General features: G+C 34.2%; 21 protein-coding genes. 13 read left to right on the forward strand and 8 right to left on the reverse strand.

What is annotated here, in order from left to right:
- Window position 1 precedes the first annotated feature (1 nt).
- Window positions 2-478 carry a ribosome assembly cofactor RimP gene (gene rimP / locus VRU49_RS02615; RefSeq protein ID WP_330145221.1) on the reverse strand — a complete coding sequence of 159 codons (477 nt, stop codon included), beginning with the start codon at window positions 476-478 and terminating at the stop codon, window positions 2-4.
- Window positions 479-584: 106 nt separating this feature from the next.
- Window positions 585-1,004, reverse strand: a complete 420-nt coding sequence (locus tag VRU49_RS02620; RefSeq protein ID WP_330145222.1) for a hypothetical protein — start codon at window positions 1,002-1,004, stop codon at window positions 585-587.
- A 16-nt stretch (window positions 1,005-1,020) separates the two neighbouring features.
- Here VRU49_RS02620 and VRU49_RS02625 point away from each other — a divergent pair, with 16 nt between their 5' ends.
- On the forward strand, window positions 1,021-1,359 hold the full coding sequence (locus VRU49_RS02625; RefSeq protein WP_330145223.1) for a phage holin family protein: 339 nt from the start codon (window positions 1,021-1,023) through the stop codon (window positions 1,357-1,359).
- Window positions 1,360-1,392: 33 nt separating this feature from the next.
- On the opposite strand, the gene VRU49_RS02630 is transcribed toward VRU49_RS02625, so the two are convergent.
- The 3 genes from VRU49_RS02630 to panC all read right to left on the reverse strand — a co-directional run bounded on the left by VRU49_RS02630 (window position 1,393) and on the right by panC (window position 3,888).
- Entirely contained in the window at window positions 1,393-2,532 is a 1,140-nt protein-coding gene (locus tag VRU49_RS02630; RefSeq protein ID WP_330145224.1) for an acyl-CoA dehydrogenase, read from the reverse strand.
- Window positions 2,533-2,638: 106 nt separating this feature from the next.
- Window positions 2,639-2,986, reverse strand: coding sequence for an aspartate 1-decarboxylase (gene panD, locus VRU49_RS02635; RefSeq protein ID WP_330145225.1), 348 nt, complete (start codon window positions 2,984-2,986; stop codon window positions 2,639-2,641).
- A gap of 53 nt (window positions 2,987-3,039) precedes the next feature.
- Complete coding sequence (panC, locus tag VRU49_RS02640; protein ID WP_330145226.1) at window positions 3,040-3,888, reverse strand: pantoate--beta-alanine ligase; 849 nt, start codon at window positions 3,886-3,888, stop codon at window positions 3,040-3,042.
- Between the two features lie 152 nt (window positions 3,889-4,040).
- Between panC and VRU49_RS02645 the strand changes: the two genes are divergently transcribed.
- Genes VRU49_RS02645 through glmS form a run of 3 tightly spaced genes read left to right on the forward strand, consistent with a single transcriptional unit; the run spans window position 4,041 to window position 8,231 of the window.
- Entirely contained in the window at window positions 4,041-4,865 is an 825-nt protein-coding gene (locus tag VRU49_RS02645) for a glycogen/starch synthase (RefSeq protein ID WP_330145227.1), read from the forward strand.
- Window positions 4,866-4,889: 24 nt separating this feature from the next.
- Window positions 4,890-6,335: a DUF4270 domain-containing protein gene (locus tag VRU49_RS02650; RefSeq protein WP_330145228.1), complete on the forward strand. Its 1,446-nt coding sequence runs from the start codon at window positions 4,890-4,892 to the stop codon at window positions 6,333-6,335.
- 57 nt (window positions 6,336-6,392) lie between these two features.
- Window positions 6,393-8,231, forward strand: a complete 1,839-nt coding sequence (glmS, locus tag VRU49_RS02655) for a glutamine--fructose-6-phosphate transaminase (isomerizing) (protein WP_330145229.1) — start codon at window positions 6,393-6,395, stop codon at window positions 8,229-8,231.
- A 23-nt stretch (window positions 8,232-8,254) separates the two neighbouring features.
- On the opposite strand, the gene VRU49_RS02660 is transcribed toward glmS, so the two are convergent.
- Together VRU49_RS02660 and mutY are read right to left on the reverse strand one after the other, a co-directional pair.
- On the reverse strand, window positions 8,255-8,602 hold the full coding sequence (locus VRU49_RS02660; RefSeq protein WP_330145230.1) for a single-stranded DNA-binding protein: 348 nt from the start codon (window positions 8,600-8,602) through the stop codon (window positions 8,255-8,257).
- Between the two features lie 3 nt (window positions 8,603-8,605).
- Window positions 8,606-9,649: an A/G-specific adenine glycosylase gene (gene mutY / locus VRU49_RS02665; RefSeq protein WP_330145231.1), complete on the reverse strand. Its 1,044-nt coding sequence runs from the start codon at window positions 9,647-9,649 to the stop codon at window positions 8,606-8,608.
- A gap of 161 nt (window positions 9,650-9,810) precedes the next feature.
- Here mutY and VRU49_RS02670 point away from each other — a divergent pair, with 161 nt between their 5' ends.
- The 9 genes from VRU49_RS02670 to VRU49_RS02710 all read left to right on the forward strand — a co-directional run bounded on the left by VRU49_RS02670 (window position 9,811) and on the right by VRU49_RS02710 (window position 17,225).
- Window positions 9,811-10,113 carry an HU family DNA-binding protein gene (locus VRU49_RS02670; protein ID WP_330145232.1) on the forward strand — a complete coding sequence of 101 codons (303 nt, stop codon included), beginning with the start codon at window positions 9,811-9,813 and terminating at the stop codon, window positions 10,111-10,113.
- 3 nt (window positions 10,114-10,116) lie between these two features.
- Entirely contained in the window at window positions 10,117-10,965 is an 849-nt protein-coding gene (locus tag VRU49_RS02675; protein WP_330145233.1) for a tetratricopeptide repeat protein, read from the forward strand.
- A 219-nt stretch (window positions 10,966-11,184) separates the two neighbouring features.
- Complete coding sequence (locus VRU49_RS02680) at window positions 11,185-12,735, forward strand: Rne/Rng family ribonuclease (protein ID WP_330145234.1); 1,551 nt, start codon at window positions 11,185-11,187, stop codon at window positions 12,733-12,735.
- 42 nt (window positions 12,736-12,777) lie between these two features.
- Window positions 12,778-13,815, forward strand: coding sequence for an endonuclease/exonuclease/phosphatase family protein (locus VRU49_RS02685; protein ID WP_330145235.1), 1,038 nt, complete (start codon window positions 12,778-12,780; stop codon window positions 13,813-13,815).
- Between the two features lie 10 nt (window positions 13,816-13,825).
- A complete protein-coding gene (gene radA / locus VRU49_RS02690) occupies window positions 13,826-15,202 on the forward strand; it encodes a DNA repair protein RadA (protein WP_330145236.1) in 1,377 nt (458 codons plus the stop codon).
- Window positions 15,203-15,396: 194 nt separating this feature from the next.
- The gene (locus VRU49_RS02695) at window positions 15,397-15,861 is read left to right on the forward strand and encodes a DUF4920 domain-containing protein (RefSeq protein WP_330145237.1); all 465 of its coding nucleotides are present in this window, start codon (window positions 15,397-15,399) and stop codon (window positions 15,859-15,861) included.
- A 147-nt stretch (window positions 15,862-16,008) separates the two neighbouring features.
- Window positions 16,009-16,407 carry a hypothetical protein gene (locus tag VRU49_RS02700; protein ID WP_330145238.1) on the forward strand — a complete coding sequence of 133 codons (399 nt, stop codon included), beginning with the start codon at window positions 16,009-16,011 and terminating at the stop codon, window positions 16,405-16,407.
- 70 nt (window positions 16,408-16,477) lie between these two features.
- Window positions 16,478-16,861 carry an SH3 domain-containing protein gene (locus VRU49_RS02705; RefSeq protein WP_330145239.1) on the forward strand — a complete coding sequence of 128 codons (384 nt, stop codon included), beginning with the start codon at window positions 16,478-16,480 and terminating at the stop codon, window positions 16,859-16,861.
- 4 nt (window positions 16,862-16,865) lie between these two features.
- Window positions 16,866-17,225, forward strand: coding sequence for a DUF2200 domain-containing protein (locus tag VRU49_RS02710; protein WP_330145240.1), 360 nt, complete (start codon window positions 16,866-16,868; stop codon window positions 17,223-17,225).
- Between the two features lie 427 nt (window positions 17,226-17,652).
- Here the strand turns inward: VRU49_RS02710 and carB are convergent, their stop codons facing one another.
- Window positions 17,653-20,508, reverse strand: coding sequence for a carbamoyl-phosphate synthase large subunit (gene carB / locus VRU49_RS02715; protein ID WP_330145241.1), 2,856 nt, complete (start codon window positions 20,506-20,508; stop codon window positions 17,653-17,655).
- Window positions 20,509-20,783: the final 275 nt, after the last annotated feature.

Here is a 20,783-nt window from a genome sequence, read left to right on the forward strand (position 1 = left end):
TTTATTTAAATGAAATTAACACTTTTGTTTCTGTTATATCTTCAAAAGCAACCGAAGTATTAACGATTACTGTCTTTTTACTTTTTGATTTTCCTTCGGGCTTAGTTTCTGCCGCAATTACTATATGATCTTCGTTTACTTCAAGCAAATTTCCTTCCAATTTACTTCCGTCTTTCTTCTGAACACTTAATTTTCTTCCGATGTTTTTTACGTATTGACGCTTTAATTTTAAAGGCTCCCCAACACCTGGTGACCCAACTTCTAAATTGTAAGCAGTATCAATTACTTGTTCTTCTTCGAGATGAAATCCTACGTATCTGCTTATAGCTGCGCAATCTGAAATGGTAACCGAGTCATCCCCATCTACTAAAATTATTAACTTGTTACCGGGAAGCATACGCACCTCTACCAGGAACAAATTTGCCAGTTCAGCAATTTTTTCTTCAGCTAATGCTGTAACCCTTTTCACGATATCCATATCAATTCCTCTGTTAAATTCCAAAAAAAAGAGGGGACACGGTCCCCTCTACTCATTGAATACTTTGCAAAGATAAGTAAAAGATTTTAATTTTCAAATAGTTTATCTAGTGAGTTAATGTGCCTTGGATTCCTCCGCCTCTTACGTTTAATGCTTGATTCCAAGTTGCCTTAGTACCACCCAAACCCGAGCCCAGCATGGTGGTAATATTATAGGTGGAGCCCTTTCTCATTTCAGAATTTGGTGTAAAAATTAATTGTTCATTTTTCAATTCCACACTTCCTAATATTTCTTTTTCGAAAAATAAACTATCTGATTCATTTTCTATTTCTACCACACTAATTATACTGGTTAAAGTTTCACCCTCATTTTTTCGTTGCATTAGAGAATTATAAACAGCATTATCGACTACATCAATTACAATAGCTGTACTATCACTGTTAAATTTTATTAAATCTTTTTTAAACTCTTTATTGTTACAAGATGTTGTTAATATTGTAACTATTACAAGAAATAAACAACACACTTTAAAATTTAAAAAAATGCTAAAACTTTTAATCGACTTGTTACTCATGGGAGTTATTGTTTTATTAGGCGCTTATTTTGTTCCTGGCATAAAAGTAGATGGTTTTGGGTCTGCAATAATCGCTGCCATATTAATAGCACTTGCAAACGGTACTATTGGGTTTATTTTGAGATTATTAACTTTTCCTATTAATTTCCTCACTTTAGGCTTATTTTCATTTATCATAACCGTTTTAATGATACTTTTAGTTTCAAATATAATGGAAGGCTTTGAGGTTGATGGATTTATTCCCGCAGCCTTTTTTGCTATTGTCGTAGCTATTTTGAAAATGATTATTGGCGCTGTAAGGTCATAAAAAAGTCCGGTAATTTCTTACCGGACTTTTTTTTTATTTTAAGATATCTCTTGAAATCACCATTTTTTGAATTTCAGATGTTCCTTCGTATATCTGAGTAATTTTCGCGTCTCGCATTAATCGCTCAACATGATATTCTTTTACAAATCCGTAACCACCATGAATTTGAACAGCTTCTACTGTAACGTCCATCGCTGCTTTACTAGCCATCAACTTCGCCATAGAACCTTCTAATAAATAAGGTTTACCTTGATCTTTTAACCAAGCTGCTTTGTAAACTAATAATCTTGCAGCCTCAATCTGACTTGCCATATCAGCTAATTTAAATGCAATTGCTTGGTGTTCTGCGATTGGTTTACCAAATGCCTTTCTTTCTTTAGCATAAGCTAAAGCTAATTCGTAGGCACCTGCTGCAATTCCTAAAGCTTGAGCAGCAATTCCAATTCTGCCACCCTCTAAAGTTTTCATTGCAAATTTAAACCCGAATCCATCTTCACCAATTCTATTTTCTTTCGGAACTTTTACGTCATTAAACATTAAAGAATGTGTATCAGACCCTCTAATTCCTAATTTATTTTCTTTCGGACCTATTGTAAATCCTTCCATCCCCTTTTCAACAATAAAAGCATTTATACCTCTATGTTTTAAAGCGCGATCTGTTTGTGCAATAACCAAGTAGTATTTGGCATTTGAACCATTGGTAATCCAATTTTTAGTTCCGTTTAACAGATAATAATCACCTTTATCTTCTGCAGTAGTTTGCTGAGATGTAGCATCAGATCCTGCTTCTGGCTCCGATAAACAAAACGCACCAATACATTCGCCTGAAGCTAATGGTTTTAAATATTTTTCCTTTTGAGCCTCTGTACCATAAGCCTCTAATCCGTAACAAACCAAAGAGTTGTTAACAGATACTACAACTGAAGTTGAAGCATCTACCTTAGAAAGTTCTTCCATTACTAAAACATACGACAATGCATCTAATCCACTGCCATTATATTTAGGGTCAACCATCATTCCTAGGAAACCTAGTTCACCTAATTTTTTTACTTGTTCTGCAGGAAATTTTTGATGCTCATCTCTCTCTATAACCCCTGGTTTTAGTTCGTTTTGCGCAAAATCCCTTGCAGCTTGTTGAATCATCAATTGTTCTTCTGACAGCTCGAAATGCATAATAAAAATTTATATTAAAGAAGTATTTCCAAATTTAGTATTTTCTATTTTATTTAAACCTAGCAAAATCAAGGATTTAGGCTTGGTCTTCAAAATAATACAAAAACTACAATAATTTATTGTTGTGATCAGGGAATATTAAAATAGGTTCGTATAGTTTTGCTTCTGCCATTGGTAATGATCCGTACGACATAATAATTAATATATCACCTACTTGTGCCAATCGTGCAGTTGCACCATTTAAACATATAGTACCTGTTCCTCTTGGACCTTTTATCACATAGGTCTCAAACCTAGCCCCATTGTTATTGTTCACTATTTGAACTTTCTCATTGGCTATAATATTTGCCGCATCCATTAAATCTTCGTCGATAGTAATACTTCCAACGTAATTTAATTCTGCCTGTGTAACCTTAACCCTATGTAATTTTGATTTTAAAACCTGAATGATCATGCCACAAAGTTATAAAAATAGTATTAAACTATACCAACTGTAAATTTGAAGCATTAATCTAGGAGTACATTATCAATCAGCCTAGTATTGCCCACTTTAGCTGCAATTAAAGCAACCGCCTTACCTTTATAATCATCTTTTACTGGAATTAAAGTTTTTCTGTCAGCAATAGATAAATATTCCAATTCAACTCCAATTTCAGTGTTAACCATTTTAGAAGCTTCGCTTATTAAAGCAGATGGTGTCAATTTACCATAATTGGCTTTAACAAAATTCAAGGCAGCAAATAAAATTAAAGCAGATTTCCTATCTCGTTCTGTAAGATGTATATTTCTCGAACTCATAGCCAAACCATCCTCTTCCCTAATAATCGGACAACTTACAATTTCAATATTTAATTGAAAAAAGCTGACCATTTTTTCTATCATTAAGATTTGCTGGTAATCCTTTTGACCGAAATAAGCAAAGTTAGGTTGTACTGCATCAAAAAGTTTTTTTACAATTTGAGTTACGCCTTGATAATGTCCCTTTCTAAAAGCGCCTTCTAATAAAAATTCAGTTTCGCCTAAATCTATATGCCATTCTTCCTTTTCAGGCCATAATGGATACATTTCTTCCACCGAAGGCATAAAAACAGCATTACATCCAACCGTGTTAAGCAAATTAATATCGTGCTCTAATGGCCTAGGGTATTTTTCAAGATCTTTAGGATCCGTAAATTGAGTTGGATTAACAAAAATACTGCAGATTACTAAACCTCCATTTAGTTTTGCCTGTTCTATTAACGATAAGTGCCCTTTATGAAGAGCTCCCATAGTGGGTACAAACGAAATTGGACCGCCTGTTTCTTTGTGTGCATCTAAATATTGACGGAGTGCATCTATCCGTGTAAATATTTCCAAAATAGTGATATTTTTTTTCGGTGTAAAGTTGGTTATTTCGGAGCATCTATCAAAGCTCTATTGCATAAGTTGTTGATAAAATGGTAATTTTTCATTAACTTTGCATATTAATATACCCCAAGTCAATCAATAAAAATCACAATAATATGGAGATGGCAAAAACGAAGCTACTGATTGTTACTCACGAGATGTCGCCTTTCCTCGAATTAACCAAGATCTCAGAAATAACTAGAAACTTACCTCAGGCTATGCAAGAGAAAGGTTTCGAAATTAGAATTCTAATGCCAAGATTTGGCAATATTAACGAGAGAAGAAACAGACTACATGAGGTTATAAGATTATCTGGAATGAACATCATTATCGATAATAATGATAATCCATTAATTATTAAAGTTGCCTCAATCCCGTCTGCAAGAATGCAAGTTTATTTTCTTGACAACGAAGATTACTTCCAAAGAAAACAGGTGTTTAGAGATAAAGAAGGTAAGTTTTACGAAGATAATGACGAAAGAGCTATTTTCTTCTGTAAAGGTGCCTTAGAAACGGTTAAAAAATTAGGTTGGTCGCCTGATGTTGTTCACTGCCACGGATGGATGACAGCATTGGTTCCAACTTATATCAAAACCATTTATAAAGATGATCCTACTTTTAAAAATTCAAGAGTGGTGTATTCTTTATACAAAAGTGAATTTAGCGAGAATTTAAACAAAAATTTCGCTAAAAAAGCAGTAATGAACGGCATGAGCGAGGAGGACACTGCAGTATTCGAAAAAACGGATAGTATTGGTATTGATTGTGGCGCAATCGCCCATTCTGATGCTGTTGTAATTGGAGACGAAAACATCCACGAAGATGTGTTAAAGTATGTTAAAAATTCCAACAAACCAACTTTAGCTTATAATTTAACCGAAGATTTCGAGAACTTCTTTAGTTTTTATGAAGAAGTAACTCAAAATGAGTTAATCTCGTTTGCGTAATTAAAAGGTAATTATTTTTATACTATGAAATTTAAACCTCAAGACTTATTGACCCTGTTAATAGGTCTTTTTCTTTTAGGCTCTTGTAAAGAATCTAATAATATCGGATTAGATATTGATCCAAATTCCAAAATAGAAGGCACATTAGTAGATACTTTATCTATTGCATCTAGAACAGAAAAAGAACCGCGTAGTCAGGCAACCCGATTACAAAGAAACCCTATTGGTTATATTTCAGATCCAATATTTGGAAGTGTAGAGTCTAATATATCTATGGCTTTAACTATTCCAGATATAGTTACCAACGATTTTACTTTTACCAGTTCGGCTATTTTAGATTCAGCTGTTTTAGTTCTAAGTTATTCTAAAGAGCTATACGCAGATACGCTTGCATCAAGGTATAGATTTGAAGTTAGAGAACTTGCAGAAAGCATTAATACAAAAGATTCTTATTATGCAGATCAGGTTTACCCAACCAATGCTCAAATAGTAGGAACTTTTTATGATCGTATTTTTCCAACAAAACCATTAAAGGTTAACGATATAGTAACGGGTGGCCCAGACACATTAAAACAAGTTCCGGCACAACTTAGAATTCAATTGGACAAAAATTTTGTTAAAAACAAAATCATGTCTTTAAACCCAACAACATTATCTGATCAAAGGTTATTTTCAAATAAATTCAATGGATTTAAAATTGAACTTAATAAAGGTACTTCAGTTGGTCAGTTAGGCATGGTCTTTTTTGATTTCATTAGTTCAAATTCTAAACTTGAGGTTTATTATAGAAAACCAAATGAATTAAATGCAAACGAAACAGATACCGCAGTAGTTAATTTTCCAATTACAAATGCTGGTATTACATCTGTTGTTTCATCAATAGTTAGAAATTATACAGGTACGCCAATAGAAACACAACTAAACAACCCTAATACTCAATATGCCGAAACCTATGTTCAAGGTTTAGCAGGGGTTAAAACTAAAATCACTTTCCCTTACTTAAACAAGTTTAAAAATACAGTGGGAAGCGTAATTGTAAATAAAGCAGAGTTAGTGGTTCCAATTATAAGTGGAACTGATGTAGCTCCATTTAAACCACTTCCAAGAATAGCTTTATACAAGAAAGATATTGTAAATAAACCAACCCAAATTCAAGATCAACTCTATTTTTATAATCAATTCATGAGTCAGGAATTAGGTGATTTTGCCTTTGGAGGTTATTTTGACTCAACTAAGAAACAATACGTATTTGTAATCACCAATTATATCCAACAACTTTTAAATGGTCAGGAAGAAGATAAAGGAACTTACTTAGCGGCAACACCGCTTTCAGAATTCGAATATTTAGTGCCTTCATTTGCCACTGCAGGTAGATCAATTATAGGATCTGGCGCGAAAAAAGCAGATGGAACATATTTAAATCCTACCAATAGAATGAAGTTAAATATCTTTTACTCTAAATTAAATTAAACTTGTTTTATTAATCAGAACATTTATTTAAATTCGAGTGAAATTTATTTATAAAATATGTGTGGAATAGTAGGTTATATAGGTCATAGAAACGCATGGCCTATTATTATTAAAGGACTAAAAAGATTAGAATATAGAGGTTACGATAGTGCTGGAGTTGCACTAATTGACAATAAAAATCTAAATATTTATAAAAAAGCCGGAAAAGTTCAAGTACTTGAAGATTATGCGGCTGATCAAAACCTAAATGGAAATATTGGTATGGGTCATACCAGATGGGCAACACATGGTGCCCCATCTGACAGAAATTCGCACCCTCATACTTCTAATAATAAAAGGTTTTCTATAATTCATAACGGCATCATAGAAAACTATGCTACTTTAAAAGAAGAGTTAATTAGAAGAGGGCATACTTTTGAAAGTGATACCGATACAGAAGTTCTAATTCATTTAATTGAAGAAATCTATAAAAACGAATCTGTAGAATTATTCGAAGCAGTAAGACTAGCTTTAAAAGAAGTTAATGGTGCTTATGCGATTGTTATCATGGATTCGGAGCAACCAGATCAATTAATTGCTGCAAGAAAAGGTAGCCCAATGGTTATTGGTGTTGGCGAAGGCGAATACTTTATCGCATCAGATGCTACACCTATCATAGAATATACCAATAACGTAATTTATTTGAATGATAATGAAGTTGCTCAGGTAAAAACCGACAGTTTAATTATCAAACGCTTAGATAATGTAATCCAAACTCCTTATATCCAGGAATTAGAATTACAATTAGAAATGTTAGAAAAAGGTGGTTACGACCACTTTATGCTAAAGGAAATATACGAACAGCCGCGCTCTATTCGCGATTGTATGCGTGGAAGAATTTATCCTTCAGAAGGAAAAGTTCAGTTGGGTGGAATTAAAGAATATGCGGAAAAATTAAAAAATATTGACCGCATTATTATTGTAGCCTGTGGAACTTCTTGGCATGCTGGGTTAGTAGGTGAATACTTAATTGAAGAATACGCACGCATACCTGTTGAGGTTGAATATGCGTCTGAATTTAGATATAGAAACCCTATTATCACTGAAAAAGATGTTGTAATTGCAATCTCTCAATCTGGCGAAACTGCCGATACCATGGCCGCTTTAGAGATGGCAAAAGAGAAAGGTGCAACTCTATTTGGCGTATGTAATGTAGTGGGTGCATCAATCCCTAGAATTACAGACGCAGGTGTTTATACTCATGCTGGCCCCGAAATAGGCGTAGCTTCTACTAAAGCATTTACAGCTCAAGTAACTGTTTTAACGCTAATGGCCTTCTACATGGCTCAACAAAAAGGAACCATTTCTAAATCAAAAATGGTTGAATTGTTAACAGAATTAGACCAAATCCCTTCTAAAATTGAAAAAGTTCTTGAGTCTGATAACTTAATTAAGGAAATATCAGAGAAGTTTTTTAATGCTAGAAACTTCTTATTCTTAGGAAGAGGAAGCGGTTTCCCTGTAGCTTTAGAAGGAGCATTGAAATTAAAAGAAATTTCATACATACATGCTGAGGGATATCCTGCTGCAGAAATGAAACATGGCCCTATTGCATTAATTGACGAAGAAATGCCAGTAGTATTTATCGCTACTAAAAATTCATCGTATGAAAAAGTAATTAGCAATATCCAAGAAGTGAAAGCTAGAAAAGGAGTTGTTATTGCCATAGTAACTGCTGGCGACACAGAAGTACGTAAAATGGCCGACTATTGTATTGAAATTCCAGATGCGAATGAGGCGTTTTTACCTTTATTAGCCACTATTCCTTTACAATTATTATCGTATCATATTGCATTATTAAGAGGTTGTAATGTAGATCAACCTAGAAATCTAGCAAAATCAGTAACAGTAGAATAATATTAAATTTATAGAAGGAACGCTTATTCAGTTGTTCCTTCTATTTTTTTATCTAAAAGATTAAAGCTATCGGCAACAATCTCGGTAATATATCTTTTAACCCCTTCTTTATCTTCAAAGGAACGAGTTCTCAACTTACCTTCTATATAAATAAGTCTGCCCTTTTTTAAGTATTTAGCCGCATTTTCAGCCAATTTGCGCCACATCACTATATTGTGCCATTCTACTTGCTCAACCTTCTTACCTTCTCTTAAAAAATACTCTGACGTAACCAATGGAAAACTGGCTACAGACACCCCACCTTCTAAATATCTTATTTCAGGATCCTTCCCTAAATTTCCAATCAAAATAGCTTTATTTACGCCTGTCATATTTTAAATTTCTAAATAACCACTAATAAATTGTTGAACAACCCTAGGTTTTGGAAGATTAACTAACTCTTCTAAAGAAACCCAAATCAATTTATTGTCAGCAATAAAGGTACTATTAATATTAGGTGCTTTAAAAAATTGAACATTTAATAACTGATGAGTTAAAACATGCCTATAGCTCTTTATCAATTTAAAATTTTCAATTTTATTGTCGTCGAAAACATTAGGCACTAATGATGTAAAATCAATGCTTTTGGTTTCAAATTCAATTAAAGGGAAATCAAATAATCCTTGCCAAATATCTCCACTTTCGCGTTGTTTTACTAAAACCTTATCATCGTTTTGAACTAAGAAATAGTTTAGAAAACGTTCCTTTTTAACAAGCTTTTTCGACTTTTGAGGTAATTCTGCAATCTTATCATTTAACACCGCAAAACAGCCCAGTTTAACTGGACAATTCATACAATCTGGATTTTTAGGCTTACAAACCAGGGCACCAAACTCCATAATAGATTGGTTAAATAATCCTGGATCTACCTCAGAAATTAGCTCATTAGCCAGCTTAGAAAATATTTTCTTACCCAAAGTAGAGTCTATTGGATCAAATACTCCAAAATATCTAGACAATACACGGTAAACATTTCCATCAACTACAGCTTGACGTTCATTGATAGAAAAAGAGGAAACTGCTGCAGCAGTATAAACACCAATACCTTTTAAGCGAATTAAACTATCGTAATCTGAAGGAAAAACCCCATTCAAATTATCAAAAATAAATTTGGCGGTGGCGTGTAAATTCCTACCTCTAGAATAATAACCTAGGCCTTCCCAAAGCTTTAAAACATCGGTTTCGCTAGCTTTAGCTAAATCAGATAAAGTAGGGAATTGTTCTACAAAACGTTCATAATAGGGTAATCCTTGAGCAACCCGAGTTTGTTGAAGAATAATTTCTGAAAGCCAAATAAGATAAGGATTATTTGTGTTTCTCCATGGTAAATCTCTCTTATTTAGTGAGTACCAGCTTATTAATTCCTGCTGAAAATGCATGCTACAAAAATAGGAGTTTCTGCTTTATTAAAGTACAGAACTGTCATTTTCATCTAATCTCATAAATAATTGTAGATATTATTTTCCTATCTCATTAAAAAACAATACTTTTGCAACCCCAAAACATTATAAAAAATATTAACAAATAATAATAAATAGATATGACCAAGGCAGATATTATTTCAGAAATATCAACACAAACAGGGATAGAAAAAGTTGACGTACAAGAAACTGTAGAGGCATTCTTCAAAGTCATTAAAAAAAGTATGATTGGAGGCGAGAATGTTTACGTAAGAGGTTTCGGTAGTTTTGTTGTAAAGAAAAGAGCTCAAAAAACTGCTAGGAATATCTCAAAGAACACAGCGATCATAATTCCTGAACATTATGTTCCAAGTTTCAAACCAGCAAAAGTATTTGTAGATAAAGTAAAAACTAATTCAAAAAAGATTCAATTAGAAGCTTAAGGTATGTCAAAAATTCGTTTACAGCAGTTTATTATTATTGGGGTAATTCTTCTTATCCTAGGATTTATATATTCTAGAGACATTACGGCCTTAAAGCCTGAAGAAAACAAAACTGCTGGAATGGAGGCAAACACAACACCAGAAGCAGACGAATTAAATTTAGATGATATTTCAAGAGTTGGAAAAAACATTGTTGGAGGATTATACAGCAAGGAAATTGAAGCGCTTGAAAATAAATTTAAAACTTCTAAAGGAGAATCAAGATTAGAATTAGCAGCTCAGTTAGCTGATAAATGGAATGATGTAGAGCAATTAACTCCAAGTGCATTATATTTAGAAATAGTGGCTTCCGAAAAGAACTCACTTAATGATTGGATTAATTCAGGTGACAGATTAATTGCAGCATTTGAAAATGAATCAGATAGCGTTGTAAAACCGGCATTACTAATTAAAGCAAACACTGCCTTTAGTAAGGCATTAGCTATTGACTCTACTAACTTAGATGCCAAAACAGGGATGGGAACTACCATTGTAAATGGAATGGGCGCACCAATGGAAGGTATTTTCATGTTAGTTGATGTAGTTAAAAAAGATCCGAAAAATTTAAAAGCAATTATGCAATTAGGTTTATTTTCGGTGAAATCTGGCCAATTTGATAGAGCAATTGAGCGCTTTAAAGAGGCTATAAAATTAAAAGAAACTTCTGAAGCTTATTTCTATTTAGCTACGGCTTACGAGAACTTAAATAGAAAAGAAGAAGCGATAGAAGCTTATTTAAATAGCAAAAGAATTGCGGCAAACCCTACTTTGTCTAAGTTTATAGACAAGAAGGTAGCTGAATTAAAAAATTAATAGAATTTAAAACACTAAAAAATTAAAATTATGCCAAGCGGTAAAAAAAGAAAAAGACATAAAATGGCAACGCATAAGCGCAAAAAACGCTTAAGAAAAAACAGACATAAGAAAAAATAATTTTTCTTAAAATACAGACCAGGTTTAGCTTGGTCTGTATTGTTTTTTACTTAATTATGTGTTGTACAAAGGTCAATAGACCTTTTAATCTTAAAGCTTTTGGTTAAAGAATTAATTCTCAATTCCACACCTGCTGGGGTTACCATAGCTTTAATAGAGGATAAACAACTTGTAGAGCTTCATAAAGAGCGTGTTAATAATAACTACGCCGTAGGAGATATTTATTTAGGCCGCATTAAAAAAATTATGCCCGGCCTGAATGCTGCTTTTGTGGATGTTGGTTATGAAAAAGATGCGTTCCTACATTATTTTGATTTAGGCCCTCAAGTTCAATCTTTATTAAAGTTTACCAAAGTCAAACGAAATGGCGGTGGTAACGCTACAGCATTGGAAAGTTTCAAGCTTGATCCAGACATTAACAAGTCTGGGAAAATCTCTGATATCTTAAGCAAAAACATGCTCCTTCCTGTTCAGATTGCAAAAGAACCAATCTCTACAAAAGGACCGCGCTTAAGTGCAGATTTATCAATTGCCGGAAGGTATATTGTGCTTGTTCCCTTTTCAAATGTAATTTCTATTTCAAAAAAAATCCGAAGTAATACGGAAAGAAATAGATTGAAGAAAATTATCGAAAGTATTAAGCCAAATAATTTTGGAGTAATCATCAGAACCGTTTCTGAAGGAAAAGATGTTGCCTCATTGCATAAAGATCTTGATGATTGTATTGCTAAATGGGAAAACTTTTCTAAAAAACTTCCTGATGCAGAACCTTCCAAAAAAGTTTGGGGTGAAATGGATAGATCGTCTACATTAATTCGTGATATTTTAAATAGCGATTTTACTAATGTACACGTAACAGATCATGGGTATTATGAAGATGTAAAGTCTTATGTTCAACAAATTTCACCAGAAATGGAGAAAATTGTAAAACTTTACAAACATAAAGAACCTATTTTCGAGCATTTCGGAATAGAAAAACAAATAAAAAATGCATTTGGAAAAACGGTTACTTTAGCCGGTGGTGCATATTTAGTTGTTGAACATACCGAAGCGCTACATGTTATTGATGTTAACAGTGGTAATAGAACAGCTAGTAAGGAAAATCAAGAAGAAAATGCGCTTCAAGTTAATCAAGAAGCAGCAAAAGAAATTGCTAGACAACTAAGATTAAGAGACATGGGCGGTATTATTGTTATCGATTTTATTGATATGCATAAACCCGCAAATCGTAAAATTTTATTCGATTACCTAAAATCTCTAATGTTGCTCGATAGAGCAAAACATACCATTTTACCTCCAAGTAAGTTTGGATTAGTACAGATAACACGCCAGCGTGTCCGTCCAGAAATGAATATTGTGACAAGTGAGAAATGTCCAACATGTGGAGGAACCGGCGAAATTAAAGCAAGTATTCTGTTAATAGATGATATTGAAAATAATTTGAAATACATCCTTGAAGAACAGAATGAAAAAAATATTACGCTTTGCGTACACCCTTATATTGAAGCTTTCATTAAAAAAGGGTTCATTTCTTTACAATGGAAATGGTTCTTTAGATACGGTCAACGTATTAGAGTAAGAGCCGTGAGTTCTTATAACTTAACAGAATTCCATTTCCTATCTTCAAAAGATGAAGAAATAAAACTTTAATTTTAAAACAATGGTAGTATCTTAGGTACTACCATTGTTTTTATGCTTAAACCATATCTTTATTCCTTATTCTTCTTCCTATTTATCAATTTAAATTTGATAAATGCCCAATCCACTCAATTAAAATTTCTTCAATTTAATATTTGGCAAGAAGGAACAGTAGTTAATGGTGGCTTCGAAGCTATTGTCGACGAAATACTAGCAAATAATGCAGATATTATTACTTTTAGTGAAGTCAGAAATTATAAGAACGTTCCATTTAATGAAAAGATAATTCTAGCCTTACAAAAGAAAGGTGCTAATTATTATTCATTTTTGAGTTACGATTCAGGGATTTTATCAAAGTTTCCAATTGAAAGTTATCAGGAAGTTTATCCTCTTAAAAATGATCATGGATCAGCCTATAAAGCTGTTATTAAGGTTAATAACAATAGAATTATTGCTTATACTGCACATCTAGATTATTTAAATGCCGCAAATTATCCTCCAAGAGGATATGATGCCAATACTTGGAAAAAATTAGGTAAAAAGTTGGCTGATGTAAACGAAATTTTAAGAATAAATGCTGACTCCCAACGCGATGAGGCAATCAATTTAATTATAAAGGATGCAGAGATTGAATCTAAAAATGGAGGTATAGTAATTTTAGGGATGGATTTAAATGAACCATCACATAGAGATTGGAAAAAGAACACTAAAGATCTTTATGACCATAATGGACTAATTATTCCATGGCAAAATACAATGAGTTTAGAAAAAAACGGATGGATAGACGCATATAGAAAAATTTATCCTAATGTATTAACTCATCCAGGGTTTACATTTCCAGCTTTTAATCCACATGTACCTATAAATAAATTAATTTGGGCAAAAGAGGCCGATGATAGAGATAGGATTGATTTTATTTTTTACAAAAAACATAAAAAAATACGTCTAAATAGCATTTCGATTCTGGGTCCAAACACATCAATTTCAAATGGAAATGTGATTAAAGAATTTACAAAAGATCCATTTGTTCTACCAAAAGGTATATGGCCTACAGATCATAAAGCTATTTTAGCTACTTTTACAATTAAATAATTTATAAAAATTGGCTAAAACAAAATCAGCATTTTTTTGTCAAAGTTGTGGTTTCGAATCTGCAAAATGGCTTGGTAAATGTCCTTCATGTGGACAATGGAATACTTTTGTAGAAGAAGTAATTGAGAAAAGTGGTGCCTTAAAATCTTCATGGAAATCTAGCAACGGTAGTCAACGACTACACACCCCAAGTAAGGTTCAAGATATAGAGACTACAGAAATGGCCCGCATTGCTACTGGTGATGCAGAACTTGATCGCGTTTTAGGAGGTGGTTTGGTTTACGGCTCTGTAACGCTAATTGGCGGGGAGCCAGGAATAGGCAAATCAACCCTTATGCTTCAACTAGCACTCCAGCTAAAAAACCTTAAAGTTTTATATGTTTCTGGAGAAGAAAGCGAGCAACAAATTAAAATGCGTGCTGAGCGAATTACTTCTAGTCCTTCGCCAGATTGTTATATCCTTACAGAAACACTCACTCAAAATATTTTCAAACAAATAGAGGCGCTTGAGCCAGATATTCTTATTGTAGATTCTATTCAAACTATGCAGTCGGCACATGTAGAATCTACACCGGGTAGCGTATCGCAAGTGCGAGAATGTACAGCAGAATTTTTACGCTATGCGAAAGAAACCAGTACACCCGTTTTTTTAATCGGCCATATCACAAAAGATGGTATGATAGCTGGTCCAAAAATCTTGGAGCACATGGTAGATACAGTGCTTCAATTTGAGGGCGATAGACACCATGTGTACCGTATTTTAAGGTCTATAAAAAACAGATTTGGTGCAGCAGCGGAACTAGGCATATATGCCATGAGTGGCGATGGATTAAGAGAAGTTTCTAATCCTTCGGAAATATTATTATTACAGCGTGAGGAAGAATTGAGCGGAATTGCTATATCGGCAACTTTAGAGGGCGCTAGGCCCATGTTAATAGAAACACAAGCATTGGTGTCGACTGCAGCTTACGGTACACCTCAGCGTTCTGCAAATGGGTTCGACACCAAAAGAATGAACATGTTGTTGGCTGTTTTAGAAAAACGCTGTGGATTTAGATTAAGTACTCAAGATGTTTTTTTAAATATTGCAGGTGGAATAAAAGTAGAAGATCCAGCAATAGACCTTGCTATTTTAGTAGCTATTATTTCTTCACATCAGGACATACCGGTTTCTTCTAAAACATGCTTTGCAGCAGAAGTTGGGCTTTCTGGAGAAATAAGAGCCGTAAACAGGATAGAGCAACGCATTTCTGAAGCAGAAAAATTAGGTTTTGAAAAGGTAATGATATCTGCGTACAACTATAAAGGTTTGAACCTTAAAAAATTCAACATACAAATAGTAGGCGTAAGTAAGATAGAAGAAGTATTTCAGCATTTGTTTGGATAGAGAAGATATATCTAGGCTTCCAAGAACAACTATTTTCAATCTACTGTCTACTACTTTATACTTTCTACCATCTACTGTCTACAGTCTACCCGGAACCAAAAAATTGACAATCCTCAAACATGGTTATTTTGAAGTCAACTAAAATTATTAGAAATTCGTATCTTTATAAAACCAAGATTAAATCTATAGTCGATATGAAAAAGATATTATTAAGTCTAGCATTTTGTTTTGTTACAGTTTTTGCATTCGCACAACAAGTTGCAGATAACAAAAAAGTTTTTGGAACCGGTGTAACAGGAGAAACTGCTCCATTTGCTCAAATTGAGCAATTATTAGGCGACAAACAGTCTGCTGACATGAAATTAAGAGGTAAAGTAGTTGAAGTTTGTCAGAAAAAAGGATGTTTCATTACAGTACAAATGCCTGATGGTAAAGAGCCTGTACGTGTAACTTTCAAAGATTACGCTTTCTTTATGCCATTTGATTTAGCAGGAAAAGAAATTTTATTAGACGGCGTTGCTAAAAAACAAATTGTTTCGGTAGAAACTTTACGTCATTATGCAGAAGATGCACATAAATCTGAAGCTGAAATTGCGAAAATCACTGAACCTAAAAAAGAAGTTGCATTTGAAGCAAAAGGCGTAGTAATTTTAAACTAACCACGCTTAAAAATCATAATGATCCCGATTCACAAAATGAATCGGGATTTTTTTTGCACAACTGTAATTTTTAAGATGGAAAGGATACTTACTATTAAGAAGGCCTCGTACACCATGGCGAAACTCTATTAACATGAATAAGTAGATATGGTATTTCGAAACATAAAAACTACAAGCTTATTAGTTACCATTACAATCCTTTCGCTATTCTCAGGAATATCATTGAATGGACAATGGGCTTGGCCATACGAATTAGCCTTCTTTGAAACTCCCCGTATCTGGAGGCTCTTCTTATTAGGCAAGCCACCACAGCACACCAGCATCATCGCATTAAACTTACACACATTTTCAACTGTATTATTCGTGATTTTTCCCTTCGTCTATAACAGAATAATAAGATTCCCAAATTGGTTTATGGTAGTGGGATTGATTTTTTTATTTGCGCAGTTCGAACTAGCAAGCATTTTTGCAATAATTTTCTTGCCTTTCACTATTTTATGGATAATTACCTTACTTCAGGTAAAAAAATTGCAAAATGCAGAATAATCAATTAGACTTTTTCCACGAGTAATACTCTGTTATTAAATGACATTCAGTCGACCAAGGATTTTAAATTTTGAGTAAATTAGTGTTAACAAATTCTATTAATATGCTTAAAGCTGTAGCTATTTCAAACTATTCATCGCAATACCAAGATCCCATCGTTTTAAAAAAGGGAGAAACAGTACATCTGGGTCAGGAAGAATCAGAAGAGAAATGGAAGGGCTGGATTTGGGCAGAAAATGAGACCCACGGTGGTTGGGTGCCTATACAAATCTTAAAAATAGACCAAAGCAAACTAACTGCCCAAGTACTGGAAGATTACAGTGCCAAGGAGTTAGATGTAGAGAAAGGGGACACAATTACAGTTAGCCAGCAATTAAACGGTTGGCTATGGTCAAAAAGCAATAAGTCCAATGATGTAGGATGGGTACCCGAAGAAAACATTCAATACTTGTAATCTCATGCAACCTTTAGAACAACACAACCAGCGTATCGCAAACATGACATTTGCTTCCGTTTATCCCATGTATCTCCAAAAAATAGAGAGAAAAGGGAGGACTAAAGAAGAGTTAAATACCGTAATAAATTGGCTTACAGGTTATGATGATGCAAATTTGGAGGTCTTGATTGCAGAAAAAATAACCTTTCAAACATTTTTTGAAAGAGCTAAACTGAACCCAAATGCACATTTAATTACTGGAACCATCTGTGGCTATCGAGTAGAAGATATAGAAAATGAGCTTACCCAAAAAGTACGCTATTTAGATAAACTAGTGGATGAGTTGGCTAAGGGTAAAAAAATGGAGAAAATATTGAGGTAGCAGATAATTAGGTCATGTCTGTTTAGGGCCTTGCCTGCGGCCCAGGCTGTTTGCAGATTCAGTTCGCTACGCGGAACGGGCAGCTACCATCCCTAAGGCGGTATCCTGTAATCCATGCTAAAAATCTAGGTAGATCGTAGCTGGAAGTTGGTCTTTAGTACATAGACAGAGTTGGCAAACCTTTAGTAATAATTTTAGATTAGACCGCGTTTGGGATAGAAACGGCATCCTTTTCTGAGTGCAATGAAGAAAAGATACAGCGGACAGCCCGACCCGAGGAACGAGGGAAACGCCAAAAAAAGTCAAACAACTAAAACCGTAAGTCTACAAATACTAAAAATATAAAACAAAAAAAGTCCCCAGAAATATGCTTGTGGGGACTTATATATCCTGCAGGACTTTCAGCTTTCTACTTTCTACCTTCAGCTTACTTACTCAAGTACATCGACTTCTCTTTCACCAAATGTCTGAAGTATGGATCTTCTAAATCGGCGATGAAACGGATTGCCTCACCGGTCGACTTCATTTCTGGACCTAACTCTTTCGTAACTTCTGGGAATTTTTCAAAAGAGAATACAGGTTCTTTGATAGCGTAGCCTTTTAACTTTCTTTCAATCGTAAAGTCTTTCAACTTGTTTGCGCCCATCATTACTTTAGCTGCAATATTGATGTATGGAACATCATAAGCTTTTGCGATAAACGGAACAGTTCTACTTGCACGCGGATTAGCTTCAATTACGTAAACTTTATCGTCTTTTACTGCAAACTGAATGTTCATCAATCCGCGGATATTTAAAGCCTTAGCCAATTTCTTGGTATAAGTTTCCATATCATTAATTACCTTGTCAGACAAGCTAAATGGTGGCAATACAGCACTTGAGTCGCCACTATGGATTCCTGCAGGCTCTATATGCTCCATTAAACCAATAATATGTACGTCCTCACCGTCACAAATAGAGTCAGACTCCGTTTCTTCTGCTCTGTCAAGGAAATGGTCAATCAGTACTCTATTGCCAGGTAGATCGCCTAAAAGCTTTACAACCGCTTTTTCTAAATCCTCATCGTTAATTACAATGCTCATCCCTTGTCCGCCTAAAACGTAACTCGGACGTACCAAAACTGGGTAGCCTACTTCATTAGCAACTTCAATTGCTTCTTCAGCATTTTCTGCAACCCCATATTTAGGATAAGGAATATCTAATTCTTTCAATAAATCAGAGAATCTTCCACGGTCTTCAGCAATATCCATATTATCGAAACTAGTCCCAATAATCTTAATGCCTTTTTCGTGCAGTTTTTCTGCCATTTTAAGGGCAGTTTGACCTCCTAACTGAACAATTACACCTTCAGGTTTTTCGTGCTCAATGATTTCTCTTACATGCTCCCAGAAAACAGGTTCAAAGTATAACTTATCGGCCATGTTAAAGTCTGTAGAAACCGTTTCAGGGTTACAATTTACCATAATCGATTCAAATCCTGCCTCTTTAGCTGCTAATAACCCGTGTACGCAAGAATAATCGAATTCTATACCTTGTCCAATTCTATTTGGACCAGAACCTAATACAATTACTTTTTTCTTATCTGATACAATAGATTCGTTGGCATAAGTTGTTACTACTTCAGAATTAATGTTCTTTTGTTCTTCTTCAAAAGTAGAATAGAAGTATGGCGTTTGAGCTGGGAATTCCGCAGCACAAGTATCTACCATCTTATAAACACGACGAATACCTAGTTCTTTTCTTCTATCATAAACTTCATCTTCAGTAACGTTGCCCAAAACATAGGCTATTTGTACATCAGAAAATCCCTTTTGTTTTAAAGTTAAAAAGAAATCTTTAGGGATGTTATTGATTGAATATCTCTTTAATTCGGTTTCCAGTGCAACTAACTCTTGAATTTGAGCTAGGAACCATTTATCTATTCTTGTTATTTTACGAATAGACTCTAACGGCACTCCCATTGAGAAAGCATCCTTAATTAAGAATAATCTGTTCCAGCTTGCATGCTCCAAGCCTTCCATAATATCTTCTATTCTTCTATTGTGCTTACCATCCGCACCTAGGCCAGATCTACCAATCTCTAAACTTTGAGTCGCTTTTTGAAGTGCTTCAATAAAAGTACGGCCTATGCCCATTACTTCACCTACCGACTTCATTTGTAAACCTAACTCCTTATTAGCGCCTTTAAACTTATCGAAATTCCATCTAGGAATTTTTACGATTACATAGTCTAATGTAGGCTCAAAATAAGCAGAAGTAGTTTTGGTAATTTGATTTTCTATTTCATCCAAATTATAACCAATAGCCAACTTAGCCGCAATTTTTGCAATAGGATAACCTGTTGCTTTACTAGCTAATGCTGATGATCTAGAAACCCTAGGGTTAATCTCAATAGCAATAATTTCATCGTTATCTGGATTAACAGAAAACTGAACGTTACAACCTCCAGCGAAATTACCGATCGCGCGCATCATTTTGATGGCTTGGTTACGCATTTCCTGATAACAACGATCAGATAATGTCATGGCAGGCGCTACTGTAATGGAATCACCTGTATGTATACCCATTGGGTCAAAATTCTCAATAGAGCAAATAATAATTACGTTATCATTGCTGTCTCTCAACAACTCCAACTCATATTCTTTCCAACCTAAAACAGCTTGTTCTACTAATACTTCATGTGTTGGCGAAGCTTCTAATCCACGTTTTAAAGCTTGATCAAATTCTTCTTTCTTATGTACAAAACCACCACCAGAACCACCTAAAGTATAAGATGGTCTAATTACTAATGGATAACCTATTTCTTGAGCTGCTTCCTTACCTTCTAAAAAAGAATTGGCAATTTTTGAATGAGCTACTCCTACACCTATATCAACCATTAATTGACGGAAAGCTTCACGATTTTCAGTTTTCTCTATCGCTGCAACATCCACTCCAATTACTTTTACGCCATATTTTTCCCACACGCCCCGTTCTTCTGCTTCTTTACATAGGTTTAGGGCAGTTTGGCCTCCCATAGTAGGTAATACAGCGTCAATTTTACTGGTTTGTAAAATTTTCTCGATCGACTCTACAGTTAATGGCCATAAGTAAACATGATCTCCAATTACTTTATCCGTCATAATTGTTGCCGGATTAGAATTAATGATCGATACTTCTATCCCTTCCTCTTTTAAAGATAATGCTGCTTGAGAACCTGAATAATCAAATTCACAAGCTTGCCCGATAATAATGGGACCAGAACCTATAATAAGTACGGATTTAATGGAGGTGTCTTTTGGCATAATGCTTTTCTGTTAATATGGATATAAAAGCAAGCCGGAGTGTGAATATCCGACTAACCTGTCGGGATGCAAAGATACATTATTATGCGTTTAATTTGAGATAAAATATTAGTTTTTTTAAAGTATTATCAGTCTATCTGGAGATTTTTTAAATGGGAATTTTTCAATTTCTAATTACAATTAATTTTATAAATCATCATTTATGATGTAAAAAATAATCATGATGTACTTTCTAAAATACATTCCTGTCATTTATTAGATTCGAATTTAAACAA

The sequence above is a fragment of the Pedobacter flavus genome (genome assembly GCF_036324285.1).
Lineage (GTDB): Bacteria > Bacteroidota > Bacteroidia > Sphingobacteriales > Sphingobacteriaceae > Pedobacter > Pedobacter flavus.